This window comes from Streptomyces sp. JLYT201, assembly GCF_059448825.1.
This window is the reverse complement of the sequence record NZ_CM182551.1, coordinates 6,367,959-6,383,718: the sequence shown is the minus strand read 5'-3', so window position 1 is coordinate 6,383,718 and position 15,760 is coordinate 6,367,959. Positions and strand designations below refer to the sequence as shown.

Annotated in this window: 9 protein-coding genes; all 9 read right to left on the bottom strand. The window is 72.9% G+C overall.

Annotated elements, in window-relative coordinates; genetic code table 11:
* Positions 1-146: 146 nt before the first annotated feature.
* The 9 genes from AC5WAM_RS26765 to mreC all read right to left on the bottom strand — a co-directional run bounded on the left by AC5WAM_RS26765 (position 147) and on the right by mreC (position 15,695).
* Entirely contained in the window at positions 147-4,523 is a 4,377-nt protein-coding gene (locus AC5WAM_RS26765) for an Rne/Rng family ribonuclease (protein WP_495519033.1), read from the bottom strand.
* A gap of 248 nt (positions 4,524-4,771) precedes the next feature.
* Positions 4,772-5,629 (bottom strand): TIGR03936 family radical SAM-associated protein, encoded by an 858-nt coding sequence (locus AC5WAM_RS26760; RefSeq protein ID WP_495523657.1) that lies wholly within the window; start codon positions 5,627-5,629, stop codon positions 4,772-4,774.
* 4 nt (positions 5,630-5,633) lie between these two features.
* A complete protein-coding gene (locus AC5WAM_RS26755; RefSeq protein ID WP_495523656.1) occupies positions 5,634-6,674 on the bottom strand; it encodes a hypothetical protein in 1,041 nt (346 codons plus the stop codon).
* 174 nt (positions 6,675-6,848) lie between these two features.
* On the bottom strand, positions 6,849-8,774 hold the full coding sequence (locus AC5WAM_RS26750) for a TIGR03960 family B12-binding radical SAM protein (RefSeq protein WP_495519032.1): 1,926 nt from the start codon (positions 8,772-8,774) through the stop codon (positions 6,849-6,851).
* Between the two features lie 93 nt (positions 8,775-8,867).
* Entirely contained in the window at positions 8,868-10,406 is a 1,539-nt protein-coding gene (locus tag AC5WAM_RS26745) for a CYTH and CHAD domain-containing protein (RefSeq protein WP_495519031.1), read from the bottom strand.
* A gap of 60 nt (positions 10,407-10,466) precedes the next feature.
* Positions 10,467-11,663: a rod shape-determining protein RodA gene (gene rodA / locus AC5WAM_RS26740; protein WP_138959709.1), complete on the bottom strand. Its 1,197-nt coding sequence runs from the start codon at positions 11,661-11,663 to the stop codon at positions 10,467-10,469.
* Positions 11,663-13,921 carry a penicillin-binding protein 2 gene (gene mrdA, locus AC5WAM_RS26735; RefSeq protein ID WP_495519030.1) on the bottom strand — a complete coding sequence of 753 codons (2,259 nt, stop codon included), beginning with the start codon at positions 13,919-13,921 and terminating at the stop codon, positions 11,663-11,665. The genes rodA and mrdA overlap by 1 nt, the downstream gene beginning before the upstream one ends.
* Before the next feature lie 126 nt (positions 13,922-14,047).
* Entirely contained in the window at positions 14,048-14,722 is a 675-nt protein-coding gene (gene mreD / locus AC5WAM_RS26730; RefSeq protein ID WP_138959711.1) for a rod shape-determining protein MreD, read from the bottom strand.
* A gap of 13 nt (positions 14,723-14,735) precedes the next feature.
* Positions 14,736-15,695, bottom strand: a complete 960-nt coding sequence (gene mreC / locus AC5WAM_RS26725; protein WP_366790475.1) for a rod shape-determining protein MreC — start codon at positions 15,693-15,695, stop codon at positions 14,736-14,738.
* Positions 15,696-15,760: the final 65 nt, after the last annotated feature.

Genomic DNA, 15,760 nt, shown 5'->3' with positions numbered 1-15,760 from the left:
GCCCCGGCACCAAGTACGGGCCTCAAGCGGACATCCCCAACGGATAGGTGATGGTGGAGCGCGGGAACGCCGGAGCCCCCGCCCGGCGCGTACGCCGGGCGGGGGCTCCGAGCTGCTGACCTCCGCGGTCGCTGAACCCTCGCGGGTCAGCTCGCGTCGGCCGCGACAGCGGACGGCGACGACTGCTCGGCCGCCGCGGCCTTCTTGGCGGTGGTCTTCTTCGCCGCCTTCTTGGCCGTCGTCTTCTTCGCGGTCGTCTTCTTGGCGGCGGTCTTCTTGGCCGCCGCCGTCTTGGCCACCGTCTTCTTGGCCGCCGTCTTCTTCGTGGCGGCCTTCTTGGCAGTGGCCTTCTTGACCGTCTTGCGGGCCGTCTTCTTGGCGGCCTTGGCCTCGGCCTCGGGGGCCTCGTCCGTGGCCGCCTCGGCGGCGGTCGCGGACGGGGCCTCGGGGGCCTGCTCCGGCTCGGCGACGGGGGCGGCCTGCTCGGCCTCGTCCGTCCGCTCCACCGTGCCGGGCTGCTCCGCGGGCTTGTCCGCCGCGGGCAGGACCACCACGGCCGCGTCCTCCGACGCGGTCGGCGCGGTCGCCTTGCGGACGGCGCGGCGACGCGGCCGGGCCGGGGCCTCGGCGACGGGCTCCGCGACGGCCGGTGCGACCGGCTCCGCGACGGGCTCGGCGGCAGCGGCCACCGGCTCCGGCTCGGCCGGGGCCGTCGGCTCCGGCTTGGCGGCCTCCGTGACGATCACCTCGGCGTCGCCCGCGGCCTTCGGCGAACCGGCCGGAGCCGACGCCTTACGGGTCGCGCGGCGGCGCGTACGCCCCTTGGGAGCGGCGTCGTCCTCGACGGCGGGCGCCGGGGCCTCGGCCACCGGGGCGGCCTCGACGGGCTCCACCGCATCGGCCTCGGCCGTCACGGGCTCGCTCCGCACGGGCTCGGCCTGCGCGGCCTCGGCCTTCGCGGACCGTGCCTTCGCCGTGCCGGACTTGGCCTTCTTGGCCTTCCTTCCGGACTCCGGGCGCTCGGCCTCGGGCGACTGCTCGGGCTGCTCGGCCCGCGCGGTCGCGGAGGGAGCATCGGCGGCCTGCTCCTGCTGGGGCGCGCCCGCCGGAGCCGACGCGCGGCGCGTGGCCCGGCGCCGCGAACGGCCCCGGGACGCCGCGGCCGCCTCGGCCTCCGCGGCGCTGCTGTACAGCTCCTCGTCCGCCGCGAAGTCCGGCTCGGGCAGGGCCACCGGCGCGGCGGTCTCCGCCTCGACCTCGGCCGCCGTCTCCGTGGCGGTGTCCTCGGCCTCGACGGCGGCGGGGGCCTCGTGCGTGTGCTCGGCACCGCCGCGGCCGCGCTTCTTGCGCTTGCCGCCGCCACCGGCCGACGTCGCCTGGTCCATGTGCACGATCACACCGCGGCCGTTGCAGTGGACACAGGTCTCGGAGAAGGACTCCAGCAGGCCCTGGCCCACGCGCTTGCGGGTCATCTGGACGAGACCCAGCGAGGTCACCTCGGCGACCTGGTGCTTCGTACGGTCCCGGCCCAGGCACTCCAGCATCCGCCTCAGGACCAGGTCGCGGTTGGACTCCAGGACCATGTCGATGAAGTCGACGACGACGATGCCGCCCAGGTCGCGCAGGCGCAGCTGGCGCACGATCTCCTCGGCCGCCTCCAGGTTGTTCCTGGTGACGGTCTCTTCGAGGTTGCCGCCCTGACCGGTGAACTTGCCGGTGTTGACGTCGATCACGACCATGGCTTCGGTCTTGTCGATCACCAGCGAACCGCCGCTGGGCAGCCAGACCTTGCGGTCGAGCGCCTTCGCGAGCTGCTCGTCGATCCGGTACGTCGCGAAGACGTCGACCTCGGAGGTCCAGCGCTGGAGCCGGTCCGCCAGGTCGGGCGCGACGTGCGAGACGTAGCCGTGGATGGTCTGCCAGGCGTCGTCACCGCTGATGATGACCTTGGAGAAGTCCTCGTTGAAGATGTCGCGGACCACGCGGACGGTCATGTCCGGCTCGCCGTACAGCAGGCTCGGCGAGCTGGTGGTGGTCATCTTCGACTTCTTGAGGATGTCCTCCCACTGCGCCTGGAGCCGCTCGACGTCGCGGCGCAGCTCGTCCTCGCTCGCGCCCTCGGCGGCGGTGCGCACGATCACGCCCGCGTCCTCGGGGACGATCTTCTTGAGGATGGTCTTCAGGCGCGCCCGCTCGGTGTCGGGCAGCTTGCGGCTGATGCCGGTCATCGAGCCCTCGGGCACGTAGACCAGGTAACGGCCGGGCAGCGAGACCTGGCTGGTCAGGCGGGCGCCCTTGTGGCCGATCGGGTCCTTGGTGACCTGCACGAGCACGGACTGGCCGGACTTCAGGGCGGACTCGATGCGGCGCGGCCCGTTGGCCATGCCGAGCGCCTCGAAGTTGACCTCACCGGCGTACAGGACGGCGTTGCGGCCCTTGCCGATGTCGATGAAGGCGGCCTCCATCGACGGCAGGACGTTCTGCACCTTGCCCAGGTAGACGTTGCCGACGTAGCTCGTCGACTGCTCCTTGTTGACGTAGTGCTCGACGAGCACGTTGTCCTCGAGGACGCCGATCTGGGTGCGGTCGCCGTTCTGGCGGACGATCATCTCGCGGTTGACCGCCTCGCGGCGGGCCAGGAACTCGGCCTCGGTGATGATCGGCACCCGGCGGCGGCCCTGCTCGCGGCCCTCGCGGCGGCGCTGCTTCTTCGCCTCCAGACGGGTCGAGCCCTTGATGGACTGCACCTCGTCGCTCGGCGTGCCGTCGTCCGCGGACTTCTTGCGCGGCTCGCGGACCTTCACGACCGTGCGCTCCGGGTCGCCCTCGCCCGGCTCGCTCTCGGCGGCGTCACCGGCGCGGCGACGACGGCGGCGACGGCGACGGCTGCTGCTGGAGCCCGCCGGTCCCTCGGCGGCCTCGTCGGCCTCCTCGGCGTCCTCCGCGGCCTGCTCGGCGGTGTCCTCGGCGTCCTGCTCCGCCTGCTCGGCGGCGACGTCCTCGTCCGAGCCGTCGATGCCGTCGGCGTCGGCGGACTCACCGCGACGGCGGCGACGGCCACCACGACGGCGACGGCGGCCCTGGCGCTCGCCGGCCTCCTCGCCCTCGGCGGCGTCACCGGTCTCGGCCTCGGCGTCGGCGTCCTGCGGCTCCTCGGCCTCGGCGGGCTCCACGGCCTCGACGGGCTGCGGGGCCTCGACGGGCTGCTCGTCGGCGGCGCGGCGGCGACGGCGGCGGCGCGGGCCCGTCTCCTCCTCGGCGGCGGGCGCGGCGGGGGCCGCGGGGGCGGGCTCGGGCGCGGTCTCCGCCTCGGCCGCCTCGGCGGCGGCAGCGGCGGCGGCGCGCTCCGGGGTCTGGAACATCGGTTCGGTGAACACCGGCGCCTGGAACATGGCGACGGCGGGGCGCGCGGGGCGCCGACCGCCCTCGTCCTCGCCCCGGGTACGCGACTCGGCGGGCGGCGCGGTGAACCCGGCGGCGGCCTTGCGGGTGGCGCGACGACGGCTCCGGGCGCGCGGCGAGGCGTCGGCCTCGTCGGCGGCCTGCGGGGCCTGCGGCGCCTCGGCGGCCTTCGGGGCCTGCGCGGTCTCCGCCTCGGCGGCGGGCGCGGCCGCGGCGCGCGTGGCCCGGCGGCGGGCGCGGCGGGGCGCCTCGGACTCGGCGGCGGGGGCCTCGGCGGCGGGGGTCTCCGGCACGTCGGGGGTCTCCTCGGCCTGCGGCTCGGCGGCGGGGGCGGAGACGGCACGCGTGGCACGGCGGCGCGAACGGCGCGGCGCGGCGGACTCGGCCTCCTCCGCGGCCTGGGGGGCCTGGGAGGCCTGCGGGGCCTCGACGGCGGGCTCCTCGGCCCGCGCGGCCTCGGCCTGCGGCTCGGCGGTGGGCGCGGTCACGCCACGGGTGGCACGGCGGCGCGCACGCCGCAGCGCGGCCTCGGCCTCCGGCTCGACGGCGACCGGCTCGACGGCGACGGTCTCGGCGGCCACCGGCTCGGCGGCAGCGGCAGCGGCCTCCTGCGGGGCCTCCTCAGCGACCTTGGGCGCACCGGCCGGGGCAGACGCCTTGCGCGTCGCACGCCGACGCGTACGCGCCACAGGAGCCGCCTCAACGGTCTCGGCGGCGTCGGCGGCCACCGGCTCGGCGGCAGCGGGAGCGGCCTCCTGCGGGGCCTCCTCGGCAGCCTTGGGCGCACCGGCCGGAGCGGACGCCTTGCGCGTCGCACGCCGACGCGTACGCGCCACAGGAGCCGCCTCAACGGTCTCGGCGGCCTCGGCGACCGACGGCTGGGCGGCCTCGGCCTCGGCCTGCTCGGCGGCGAGGGCCTCGGCGGCCGTCTCGTCCGTCTCCTCGGCGTCCGGGTCCACGGTGGCGGGGGCGGCCGGTATGGCCGGCGCGGCGTCCGTGGCGGTGCCCGCGGGCGGTCCCGCGGGGCGCGACGCGGCGCGGCGCCGACGGCGCGGCGGCAGCGTGTCGCTGGGGGTGCTGCTGTTCTGCGAGCCCTCAGTGGGGTCGTTCGGCTCAAGCATGCGGGCGGTTCTCCCGTCACGCTCCCGGGCGCCGCGCCGTAAACCGGACGTACCCGCGGCCCTCGCGTGTCGCGCGGGGCCGCCATCCGAGGGCGTGGGCGCCGCACGGGAGCTGTCTATGTCTTGTCTCGCCGGTTCCGTACGCTCCTGGCGGACGGCCTGGCGAAAGTCTTCTGGTCAGTGCGCCGCCCGGCCCAGGTGGCTCCCGAGTACCAAGGGCGGCGCTGCGGTGTGCTCGGCGAGCGCCCCTACGCGGGACCTTCCGGCACCGGCGCCTTCGCGGCGGCAGCTGCGGCGGCCCCCGCATCGGGATGCCGATCGGCCGGGGCGGCCGTGACTGCCTCGCGGTCGGGCGCGAGCGGGTCGGTCACCGTGCCGGTCTCTTCATCGAAAAGCCCCTGCGCCAGCCTGGTCACCGCTGCGGGGACCGGCGGCGCCAGGTCGGCCACAGCTCGGAGACCGGACAGGACGTCGTCGGGTCGGACGGCAGGTGTCACGTGCCGTACAACCAGCCGCAGTATCGCACAGGGCTTGTCGGTCGGCCTATCAGCGACGGAGGCGAGCTCCTCCGGGCCGAGGGCGCCCAGGCTCACGACGGCGGCGCGGGCGTCGAACGTGCGCATCCCGTTCTTCGTACGCCGCTGGACCTCGACGGTCTCGGCGGCGCGGAAGGCGGCGGCGGCCCGCTCGGCGTCGGCGGTCTCCACGCCGTCGAGGCGCAGCTCCCACACGGAGGCGGTGAGGCGGTCGGCGAGCCCGGAGGTGCGGGCCTCGACGGCGTCCGTGATGTCGAGCCCGGCGGGCAGCGATTCGTTGAGCAGCTCCCGCAGCTTCTGCGGGTCGCGGGGCTCGGTGAGCGCGATCTCCAGATACTCGGCCTCGCTGCCCGTGCCGGTGGGTGCGGCATTGGCGTACGACACCTTCGGGTGCGGGGTGAAACCCGCCGAGTACGCCATGGGCACCTCGGCGCGGCGCAGCGCCCGCTCGAAGGCGCGCTGGAAGTCGCGGTGGCTGGTGAACCGGAGGCGGCCGCGCTTGGTGTAACGCAGACGGATGCGCTGCGCCACGGGCGCGGGCGGCGGGCCTTCGGGCTGTCGCTTGCCCAGTGGTCTAGTCCTTCGTGAGTGGGGTCGTACCACTGCCTAGGGTACGTCCCCGGACAGTGTCCGGTTCCCGCCGGGCCTCGGCAGCGCCGGTGACGGGCACCTTCTCGCGGGACGTGCCGAACAGCAGCCGCCGGAAGTCCGCCCGGGCCTCCCGCGCGCTCTCGCGCACGGAGCCGAGTGCCGCACGGGCGACGTGGCCCACGGCCCGGGCCGCCCGGCCCGCCGGGCGCCAGAGCGCGTCGCGCAGGACGTGCCCGACCGGCGTGAAGAGGTGCCGGTACACCCAGCGCACCGGCTCCACGCACAGCAGCTTGAAGAGGCGGCAGAGGAAGTGCCACACGGCCCGCGAGACGTGCCCGGCGATCCGCCATGCGTGTCCGAACGCGTCCCCGATCTCCCCCGCGACGAACGCGACGGCCCGGCCGACCGGCGCGAGCGCCCACCGCCACAGGGCGACGGCGGGCACCACGAAGATCCACCGCAAGAGCGTGCCGACGACGATCCCGATGCCCCGCAGCACCCACCAGAACCCGAGGCCGATGCCCCGCACCACCCACCAGACGCCCCGCGCGAGCCACGCGAGACCGTGCCCGAGCGGTGTCAGGAAACGCGCGTACAGCCATCGCGCGGGCACCACCACGAGCATCCGCCCCAGCCACACGAGCCCGTGCCCGACCGGTGTGAGCACCCGCCGGTACGCCCACACGGCGGGGACGACGACCAGCAGGCGGACCAGCCAGAGGAGCCCGAGCCCGAGCGGCCTGACCACATAGCGCCACAGGGCCACCCAGGGCCAGACGAAGAGGACCTTGCCGATGAAGGCGAGGACGGCGGCGATCCCCCGCCAGACCCACCCGAGCGCCCGCCCGACCGGCCGCAGCGCCCGGTCGTACACGAACCGCGCGCACACCACCAGGGCGTCCCACACGATCCGCACCGGCACCACGAGCACCAGGACCACGATCCGCACCGGCAGCCGCAGCGCCACCACGAGACACCCCTCGGCCCGCGGGGCGGGCTCGGGGACGTCCTTCGCCAGCGACACGGGCGAGCCGGCCACCGCCTCGGCAGCCGCCTCCGGCACCCGCTCGGGCCACGGCTCCCACTGCGGCTGCGGCCGCGGCTCCGGCGGGAGCCCCTTCTCAAGGTCCATACCTAGTGAGACGCCGTCACCGGCCCCCCGTTCCCCCCGTTTCCGAACTGCGACGACCTGGATTGCCTACTTGACGACCGTCAGCGGCAGCAGCTTCTTGCCGGTCGGGCCGACCTGGATGTGGGTGTCCATCTGCGGGCACACGCCGCAGTCGAAGCACGGGGTCCAGCGGCAGTCCTCGACCTCGGTCTCGTCGAGGGCGTCCTGCCAGTCCTCCCAGAGCCAGTCCTTGTCGAGGCCGGAGTCGAGGTGGTCCCAGGGCAGGACCTCCTCGTAGGTGCGCTCGCGGGTGGTGTACCAGTCGACGTCCACGCCGAAGGCGGGCAGGGTCTTGTCGGCGCAGTCCATCCAGCGGTCGTAGGAGAAGTGCTCGCGCCAGCCGTCGAAGCGGCCGCCGTCCTCGTAGACGGCGCGGATGACGGCGCCGATGCGGCGGTCGCCGCGGGAGAGGAGGCCCTCGACGATGCCGGGCTTGCCGTCGTGGTAGCGGAAGCCGATGGAGCGGCCGTACTTCTTGTCTCCGCGGATCTTGTCGCGCAGCTTGGCCAGGCGCTCGTCCGTCTGCTCGGCGCTGAGCTGCGGCGCCCACTGGAAGGGGGTGTGGGGCTTCGGCACGAAGCCGCCGATGGACACCGTGCAGCGGATGTCGTTCGAGCCGGAGACCTCGCGGCCCTTCTGGATGACGTTCATCGCCATGTCGGCGATCTGCAGGACGTCGTCGTCGGTCTCGGTGGGCAGGCCGCACATGAAGTACAGCTTCACCTGGCGCCAGCCGTTGCCGTACGCGGTGGCGACGGTCCGGATGAGGTCCTCTTCCGAGACCATCTTGTTGATGACCTTGCGCATGCGCTCGCTGCCGCCCTCGGGGGCGAACGTGAGGCCGGAGCGGCGGCCGTTGCGCGTCAGCTCGTTGGCCAGGTCGACGTTGAAGGCGTCCACGCGGGTGGAGGGGAGGGACAGGCCGATCTTGTCCTCGGTGTAGCGGTCCGCGAGGCCCTTGGCGATGTCGCCGATCTCGGAGTGGTCGGCGGACGAGAGGGAGAGCAGGCCCACCTCCTCGAAGCCCGTGGCCTTCAGGCCTCGGTCGACCATCTCGCCGATGCCCGTGATCGAGCGCTCGCGCACCGGGCGCGTGATCATGCCCGCCTGGCAGAAGCGGCAGCCGCGCGTGCAGCCGCGGAAGATCTCCACGGACATGCGCTCGTGGACGGTCTCCGCGAGCGGGACCAGGGGCTGCTTCGGGTAGGGCCACTCGTCGAGGTCCATGACGGTGTGCTTGGACACGCGCCACGGCACGCCGGACTTGTTCGGCACGACGCGGCCGATGCGGCCGTCCGGGAGGTACTCGACGTCGTAGAAGGCCGGGATGTAGACGCTGCCGGTCTTCGCGAGGCGGAAGAGGACCTCCTCGCGGCCGCCGGGGCGGCCCTCGGCCTTCCAGGCGCGGATGATCTCCGTCATGTCGAGCACGGCCTGCTCGCCGTCGCCGATGATCGCCGCGTCGATGAAGTCCGCGATCGGCTCGGGGTTGAAGGCCGCGTGGCCGCCGGCGAGGACGATCGGGTCGTCGAGGGTGCGGTCCTTGGACTCCAGCGGGATGCCCGCGAGGTCCAGGGCCGTCAGCATGTTCGTGTAGCCGAGCTCCGTGGAGAAGCTCAGGCCGAACACGTCGAAGGCCTTGACGGGCCGGTGGCTGTCCACCGTGAACTGCGGGACCTTGTGCTCCCGCATCAGCTCCTCCAGGTCCGGCCACACGCTGTACGTGCGCTCGGCGAGGACGCCCTCGCGCTCGTTCAGGACCTCGTAGAGGATCATGACGCCCTGGTTGGGCAGACCGACCTCGTACGCGTCCGGGTACATGAGCGCCCAGCGGACGTCGCAGGCGTCCCACTCCTTGACCGTGGAGTTGAGCTCGCCGCCTACGTACTGGATCGGCTTCTGCACATGCGGGAGCAGGGCTTCGAGCTGCGGGAAAACCGACTCGACAGACATCGCTGGACCTTCGTGAGCTGACAGGGGTGACCCTCAAGCCTAACGTGATCGGGGCCGCGCCCCGTACCTCGATCGGCCCACCCCGCCGCGGGCTCAGCCGCCGAGCGCGCCCCGCACCTTCGGTGCCGCCGCCCTGGCCCACACCTCGGGCAGTTCCCGCTCCCGGTCCGCCGCGGCCGCCTCCTCGCGGCCGTACAGCAGGCCCCAGGTGTACGCGGACTCGCCCGCCGCGTGCGCCTGGATCGCCAGGTTCCGCAGGGCCTCGCGGGCGACGACGCTGTCCTGGTGCTCACCGAGGACGCTCTGCACGGCCTTCATCCGCTTGGCGAAGCGCTTCGCGGGCCTGCCCAAGGCGGGTTTGGCGGCCTCGCCCGCGTACCGGGCGCGCTTGGCGGCCTTGCGGGCCTCGTGCATCGCCAGGTCGCGCTCCTCGCCGGGGGCCAGGGCGAGGGCCTGGTCCACGCGGGCCGCGAGCCGGTCGAAGTCCTTGAGCACCGCCTTGGGCAGGGCGTCCCCGGCGGGGGCCGCGGCGGCCTCGCGCAGCGGCGGGTCGGCGAGCAGCGCGTCGACGGCGTCGAGGAGGGCCAGATAGCGCGCCGAGTCGAGGACGGCGACCGTCTTGCGGCGCGATCCGGTGCGGCCCGCGACCGACCAGATCCGCAGGCGGGCGCGGACCGGGCCGAGGCGCAGCGTGCGGGGGACGTCCGCGAGGGCGGCCGTCAGGCGCTCGGTGAGGACCTCGCGGTCGCGGTCCACGCCCAGTTCGCCGGCCAGCCACTTCAGCTCCTCGCCGAGCGGGTCGGTGACGGTCCGGTCGAGGATCTTGCGGTACGTCTTGAAGGCGCTGCGGAGGCGGCGGGTCGCCACGCGCATCTGGTGGACGGAGTCGGGCAGGTCCCGGCGGACGGCGGGGTCCATCGCCACGAGGGCGTCGCGCTGCGCGTGGAGGTACGCCAGGACGTGGGTGCCGGCCGAGTCGTCCGTGCCGGGCGCCGGGGGCCGCGCCGGACGCTCGCTCCCGGCGGGGCCCGCCGTCTCCGCCAGGGCCCTGGCCAGCTTCGACGTCGACTTCGCGCGGCTCACCCCCGCCTTGTTCAGCCTCTTCTCGACCTTGTTCAGGAGGGCCAGGGCCGTCTCCTCCGCCAGTTCGACCTCGATCTCCGTCCAGGCGGCCGTGGCGGAGCCGTCGTGCAGGCGCTGCGCCCGTACGTCGTCGACGCTGACTTCCGCGAGGAGGGTGCCGGAGGCGTCGACGAGGTGGCGTACGGCGCGCGCCGAGCGGAGGCGCACGACCGGCACCAGGGGGGTGTCGCGCACCCGGGCGCGGACGAGCCCCGTGAGCGCGGGCGGCACGTCGTCCGACAGGGGGGCCTGGATCTCGTCGCGCACGTCGTCCGCGAGGGAGACGGGGAGCTTCAGGTGCCAGCCCGCGTCGGAGCCCCCGGTGCGGCGGCGCAGGGTGATGGCGGCGGCGGCCAGGCGTTGGTCGGGGGTGTCGTAGTAGACGGCGTCGAGGTCGGCGACGCCTTTGTCGATGACGTCGGCCACTCCGGCGACGCCGCGTAGGTCGGGGAGGCCCTGCCCGGCCCCGGCGTCGTACTTCCGCTCGATCTCGCGCTTCGTCTCCGCCATGAGCCGAATCTAGACGCGTTCCGGGGCGCCCGGCAGTCCCTGGGCGCCCCGGCGACGGGATCAGGCCGACAGCGGCCGCTGGACCTTGATCGACTGGAGGAGGCCGACGGCCACCCAGACGGCGAACATGGAGGTTCCGCCGTAGGAGACGAAGGGCAGCGGCAGGCCCGCCACGGGCATGATGCCGAGGGTCATGCCGATGTTCTCGAAGGCCTGGAAGGCGAACCAGGCGATGATTCCGGCGGCGACGATCGTGCCGTACAGCTCGGTCGTCTCGCGGGCGATGCGGCAGGCGCGCCACAGGACGACGCCCAGGAGGAGCAGGATCGCGCCCGCGCCGACGAAGCCCAGTTCCTCGCCCGCGACGGTGAAGACGAAGTCGGTCTGCTGCTCGGGCACGAACTGGCCGGTGGTCTGGGAGCCGTGGGTGAGCCCGGTGCCGGTGAGGCCGCCGGAGCCGATGGCGATGCGGGCCTGGTTGGTGTTGTAGCCGACGCCCGCCGGGTCGAGCGCGGGGTTGGCGAAGGCGGCGAAGCGGGCGATCTGGTAGTCGTCGAGGACGCCGAGCTGCCATATGGCGACGCCGCCGAGCGCGCCCGCGCCGAGCAGTCCGAAGACCCACCGGTTGGAGGCGCCGGAGGCGAGCAGCACGCCGAGGACGATCATCACTATCACCATGACCGAGCCGAGGTCGGGCATCAGCATGATGATCATGATCGGTACGGCGGCGAGGCCGAGGGCCTGGACGACGGTGCGGTGGTCGGGGTGCTCCCGGTCGCCCGCGTCGACGCGGGCCGCGAGCATCATCGCCATGCCCAGGATGATGGTGATCTTGCAGAACTCGGAGGGCTGGAGCGACTGGCCGCCGATGACGATCCACGCGTGGGCGCCGTTGACGGTCGCGCCGAGCGGGGTCAGGACGAGCAGGATCAGGAAGACCGAGATGCCGTAGAGGATCGGCACGGCGGTGCGCAGCATGGTGTGGCCGAGCCAGATCGTGCCCGCCATCAGCGCCAGGCCGATGCCGATGTTGATCACGTGCTTGGTCACGAAGGCGTACGGGTCGTCGCCGACCAGCTCGGTGCGGTTGCGGGTCGCCGAGTAGACGAGCGCCGAGCCGATCACGGAGAGGGCGAGGGCGGCGAGCAGTATCCACCAGTCCAGCCTGCGCAGCAGCGAGTCGCGGGCGAACAGGCGGGCCATGGTGGAGCGCTCGGGGCCGTAGCCCGAGACGGAGAAACCGCTGGTGCCGGCCATCAGTCGCGCCTCCAGCCCGCGGGCGCGCCCGCGAGTTCCTGCTGGTCCTGGTCCTGCTGATCCTGTTGCTGCTGGTCCTGGTCCTGTTGCTGGTCCTGTTGCTGCTGGTCCTGCTGCTGGTCGGTCAGCTCCTGGGGCGGCTTGGGCTTGCCGGGCTTGTACGGCTTGATCTTCGGGGCGTCGATGGAGCCGTCGGCCTCGATCTTCGGCAGGGACTTCTGCGGGTGGGGCAGCAGGGCCTTCTTGAGGTCCTGGTTGCCGCTGTCGTCCAGGCCGTACAGCGCGTTGTAGATCTGGCGCACGGCGGGCCCGGACGCGCCGGAGCCCGTACCGCCCTGGGAGATCGTCATCACGATCGAGTAGTCCTTGGTGTACGTCGCGAACCACGACGTCGTCTGCTTGCCGTAGACCTCGGCGGTGCCCGTCTTGGCGTGCATCGGGATCTTGTCCTGCGGCCAGCCGCCGAACCGCCAGGCGGCGGTTCCCTTGGTGGCGACGTCGGCGAGGGCACCGTCTATGTCCTTGCGCAGGGCCGCGTCCATGGGCAGCTTGCCGTGCGCCTGGGGCTTGATCTCCTCCACGTGCTTGCCGTCGGGGCTGATGATCGCCTTGCCGACGGTGGGGTTGTAGAGGGTGCCGCCGTTGGCGATGGCGGAGTAGATCGTGGCCATCTGGATGGGCGTGACGAGCGTGTCGCCCTGGCCGATGGAGTAGTTGACGGAGTCACCGGCGCGCATCTTCATGCCTTCGAGGCAGTTCTCGTAGGCGATGCGCTCGGCGTAGTCGCCGCTCTTCTTGCCCTGCTTGCACCAGGCGTCCTTGTTGGCCTTCCAGTAGTCCTTCTTCCACTGGCGGTCGGGGACGCGGCCGCTGACCTCGTTCGGCAGGTCGATGCCGGTCTCCTTGCCGAGGCCGAACTGGTGGGCGGTCCTGTAGAACCAGTCCTTGGGGTCCTTCGCGGGCTTGTTGCCGCCGTCCTTGCGCCACTCGTCGTGCGACAGCTTGTAGTACACGGTGTCGCAGGAGACTTCGAGGGCCTGGCCGAGGGTGATGCTGCCGTGGCCCTGGGACTCGAAGTTCTTGAAGACCTGGCCGCCGATGGAGTACGAGCTGGGGCAGGGATAGCGGCCGTTGAACTCGTAGCCCGCGTTGACCGCGGCGGTCGTCGGGATGACCTTGAAGATCGAGCCGGGGGCGGCCTGGCCCTGGATGGCGCGGTTCAGGAGCGGGTAGTTGGACTTCTTGCCGGTGAGCTTGGCGTAGTCCTTGCCGGAGATGCCGCCGACCCAGGCGTTCGGGTCGTACGTCGGGTTGGAGGCCATGGCGACGACGCGCCCGGTCTTGTTCTCCATGACGACGACGGCGCCCGCGTCGGCCTTGTAGTTCTCGCCCGTGTTCTTGTCGAACTCGTCACGGGCCTTCTTCATGGCGTTGTTCAGCCAGTACTCGGACACCGCCTGGACGCGGGCGTCGATGCTGGTCACGACGTTCGAGCCGGGCTCGGCCTTGTCGGACTTGGCCTTCCCTATGACACGCCCGAGGTTGTCGACCTCGTAGCGGGTGACGCCCGCCTTGCCGCGCAGCTGCTTGTCGTACGTCCGCTCCAGGCCGGAGCGGCCCACCTGGTCGGAGCGCAGGAACGGCGAGTCGGTGTCCTTGGCCTTGTTGATCTCCTCGTCGGTGACCGGCGAGAGGTAGCCGAGGACCTGGGCGGTGTTGGACTTGCCGGGGGCGGCGTAGCGGCGCACGGCGGTGGGCTCGGCGGTGATGCCGGGGAAGTCCTCGGAGCGCTCGCGGATCTGCAGGGCCTGCTTGGGCGTGGCCTCGTCGGTGATGGGGATGGGCTGGTAGGGCGAGCCGTTCCAGCAGGGCTGCGGGGTCTTGGAGTCGCAGAGCCGGACCTTGTCGGAGACGTCCTTGGCGCTCATGCCGAGGACGTCGGCGAGCTTGGCGAGGACGCCCTTGCCGTCGTCCTTCATCTTCATCAGCTCGGTGCGGGACGCGGAGACCACGAGGCGGGTCTGGTTGTCGGCGATGGGCACGCCGCGGGCGTCGAGGATCTCGCCGCGCACGGCGGGCTGGACGACCTGCTGGACGTGGTTCCCTGAGGCCTCCTCGGCGTACTCGGCGCCGTTGCGGACCTGGAGGTACCACAGGCGGCCGCCGAGGGTGAGGAGCAGCGAGACGACGAGGATCTGGATGACGACGAGGCGGATCTGGACGCGTGGTGTGCGGCCCGTCTCAGGAATGTTGGTCATGGGCGCGGCCCATTCTTCGGAAGGGCGGTGGCGGGCGACGGGTGGGCGTTGGTCACTGCTGCGCTCCTCCCCTGGTTCCGTACGCCGACGGGTGCGCGGCCTCGGCGTGCGTCGACTGCGGTGCGCTCACAGGCGCTTGACCCCCTTGATGCGTCCGGCGCGGGCGGCGCGGACCTTGGCCGCCTTGGTGCGCAGGCCGCCGCCGCGCTGGCTGCCGATGCTCAGGCCGGTGCCGGAGGACAGGAAGCCCGAGGAGACGTCGGCGGCCTTGGCGCCCGAGGCGGTCTCGCCCAGCGGGTCGTTCTCGGCGCGGCGGGCGAGCGCGATGATCAGCGGAATGGTGAACGGCGCGAGCAGCAGGTCGTACAGGGCGGCCGTGAACAGGAGTCCGCCGAGGCCGACGTGGCGGGCCGCGTCGTCGCCGACGAGGGCGCCCACGCCCGCGTACAGGAGCGTCGAGCCGACGGCGGCGCCGACCACGACGAAGAGCGGGCCGCTGGCGGAGCGCAGTCGTCCGGTCTCGGGCTTGGCGAGGCCCGCGAGGTAGCCGATGACGCACAGCACCAGGGCGTAGCGCCCCGCGGCGTGGTCGGCGGGCGGCGCCAGGTCGGTGAGCAGGCCCGCGCCGAAGCCGATCAGGGCGCCGCCGACGTGGCCGTACACGAAGGCGAGGCCGAGGACGGTGAGCAGGACCAGGTCGGGTACGGCGCCCGGGAGTTGGAGCCGGGCGAGCACGCTGACCTGGACGACGAGGGCGACCACGACGAGGGCGCCGGAGAGCAGGATCCGGTTGAAGCGCATGGTGTCAGTGCTCCTACTGCTCGTTCTGCGCGGTGCCGTCGGCTCCGTCGGCGGGGGCCTGCCCGGACGGCGTCGCGGTGACCGTCACGGTCGGGGCGGGCTTGGGCTTGGCGGGCTTGTCGGGCAGGACCGTGTCGCGGGGGTCCTTGCGGGGGGCCTCGACGACGACGCCGACGACGTCCAGCTTGGTGAAGCCGACGTACGGCCGGACGTATACGTTGCGGGTCAGGTCGCCGCCGGAGGGGTCGACGCGGACGACCTGGCCGACGGGGACGCCCGGCACGAACGGCTTGTCGGCCTGGGAGCCGAAGGTGACCAGCCGGTCACCCTTCTTGATCTTCGCCTTGCCGTTGAGCATCTGGACGCGCAGCGGGCGGTCGCCCTGGCCGGAGGCGAAGCCGAGTTCGTCGGTCTTCTCCATGCGGGTGCCGACGGTGAAGTCGGGGTCGTTGGCGAGCAGGACCGTCGCGGTGGACGGGCCGACGGTGGTGACGCGGCCGACCAGGCCGTCGCCGTTGAGGACCGTCATGTCGCGCTTGAGGCCGTCGTTCGCGCCCGCGTCGATGGTGACCGTCCAGGAGAAGCCCTGGGCTGCTCCTATGCCGATGACCTCCGCGCCCTTGATGCCGTACTGGCCCGCGCCCGCCGTCTTGAGCAGGGAGTCGAGCTGTTTGACCCGGCTGCGGTTGCGGTCGTCGCTGCCGAGCTTGGCCTTGAGCGCGGCGTTCTCCCGCTCCAGCTGGGCGATGCGGTCGTGGCGGCCACCGGAGTCGCGGACCGCGCCGATGGCGTTGCCGATCGGGTCCACTGCGCCCGCCATGCCGTCCTCGACCGGGCCGAAGACCGTGGCGGCGGCCTGTCGGGCACCGTCGACCGGTGAGTCCTCGCCACCACGGATGTCCACCGTGATCAGTGCGAACGCGATGGCGATCAGCAGCACCAGGAGCAGCCGGCTCTCTCGTGTGTCCCTCACGTGCGGCGGCCGTGCCTTCCTCAAGTAGGAATCTGCGGAATGTGAGCCCGCGGGGGCCCCGGAGC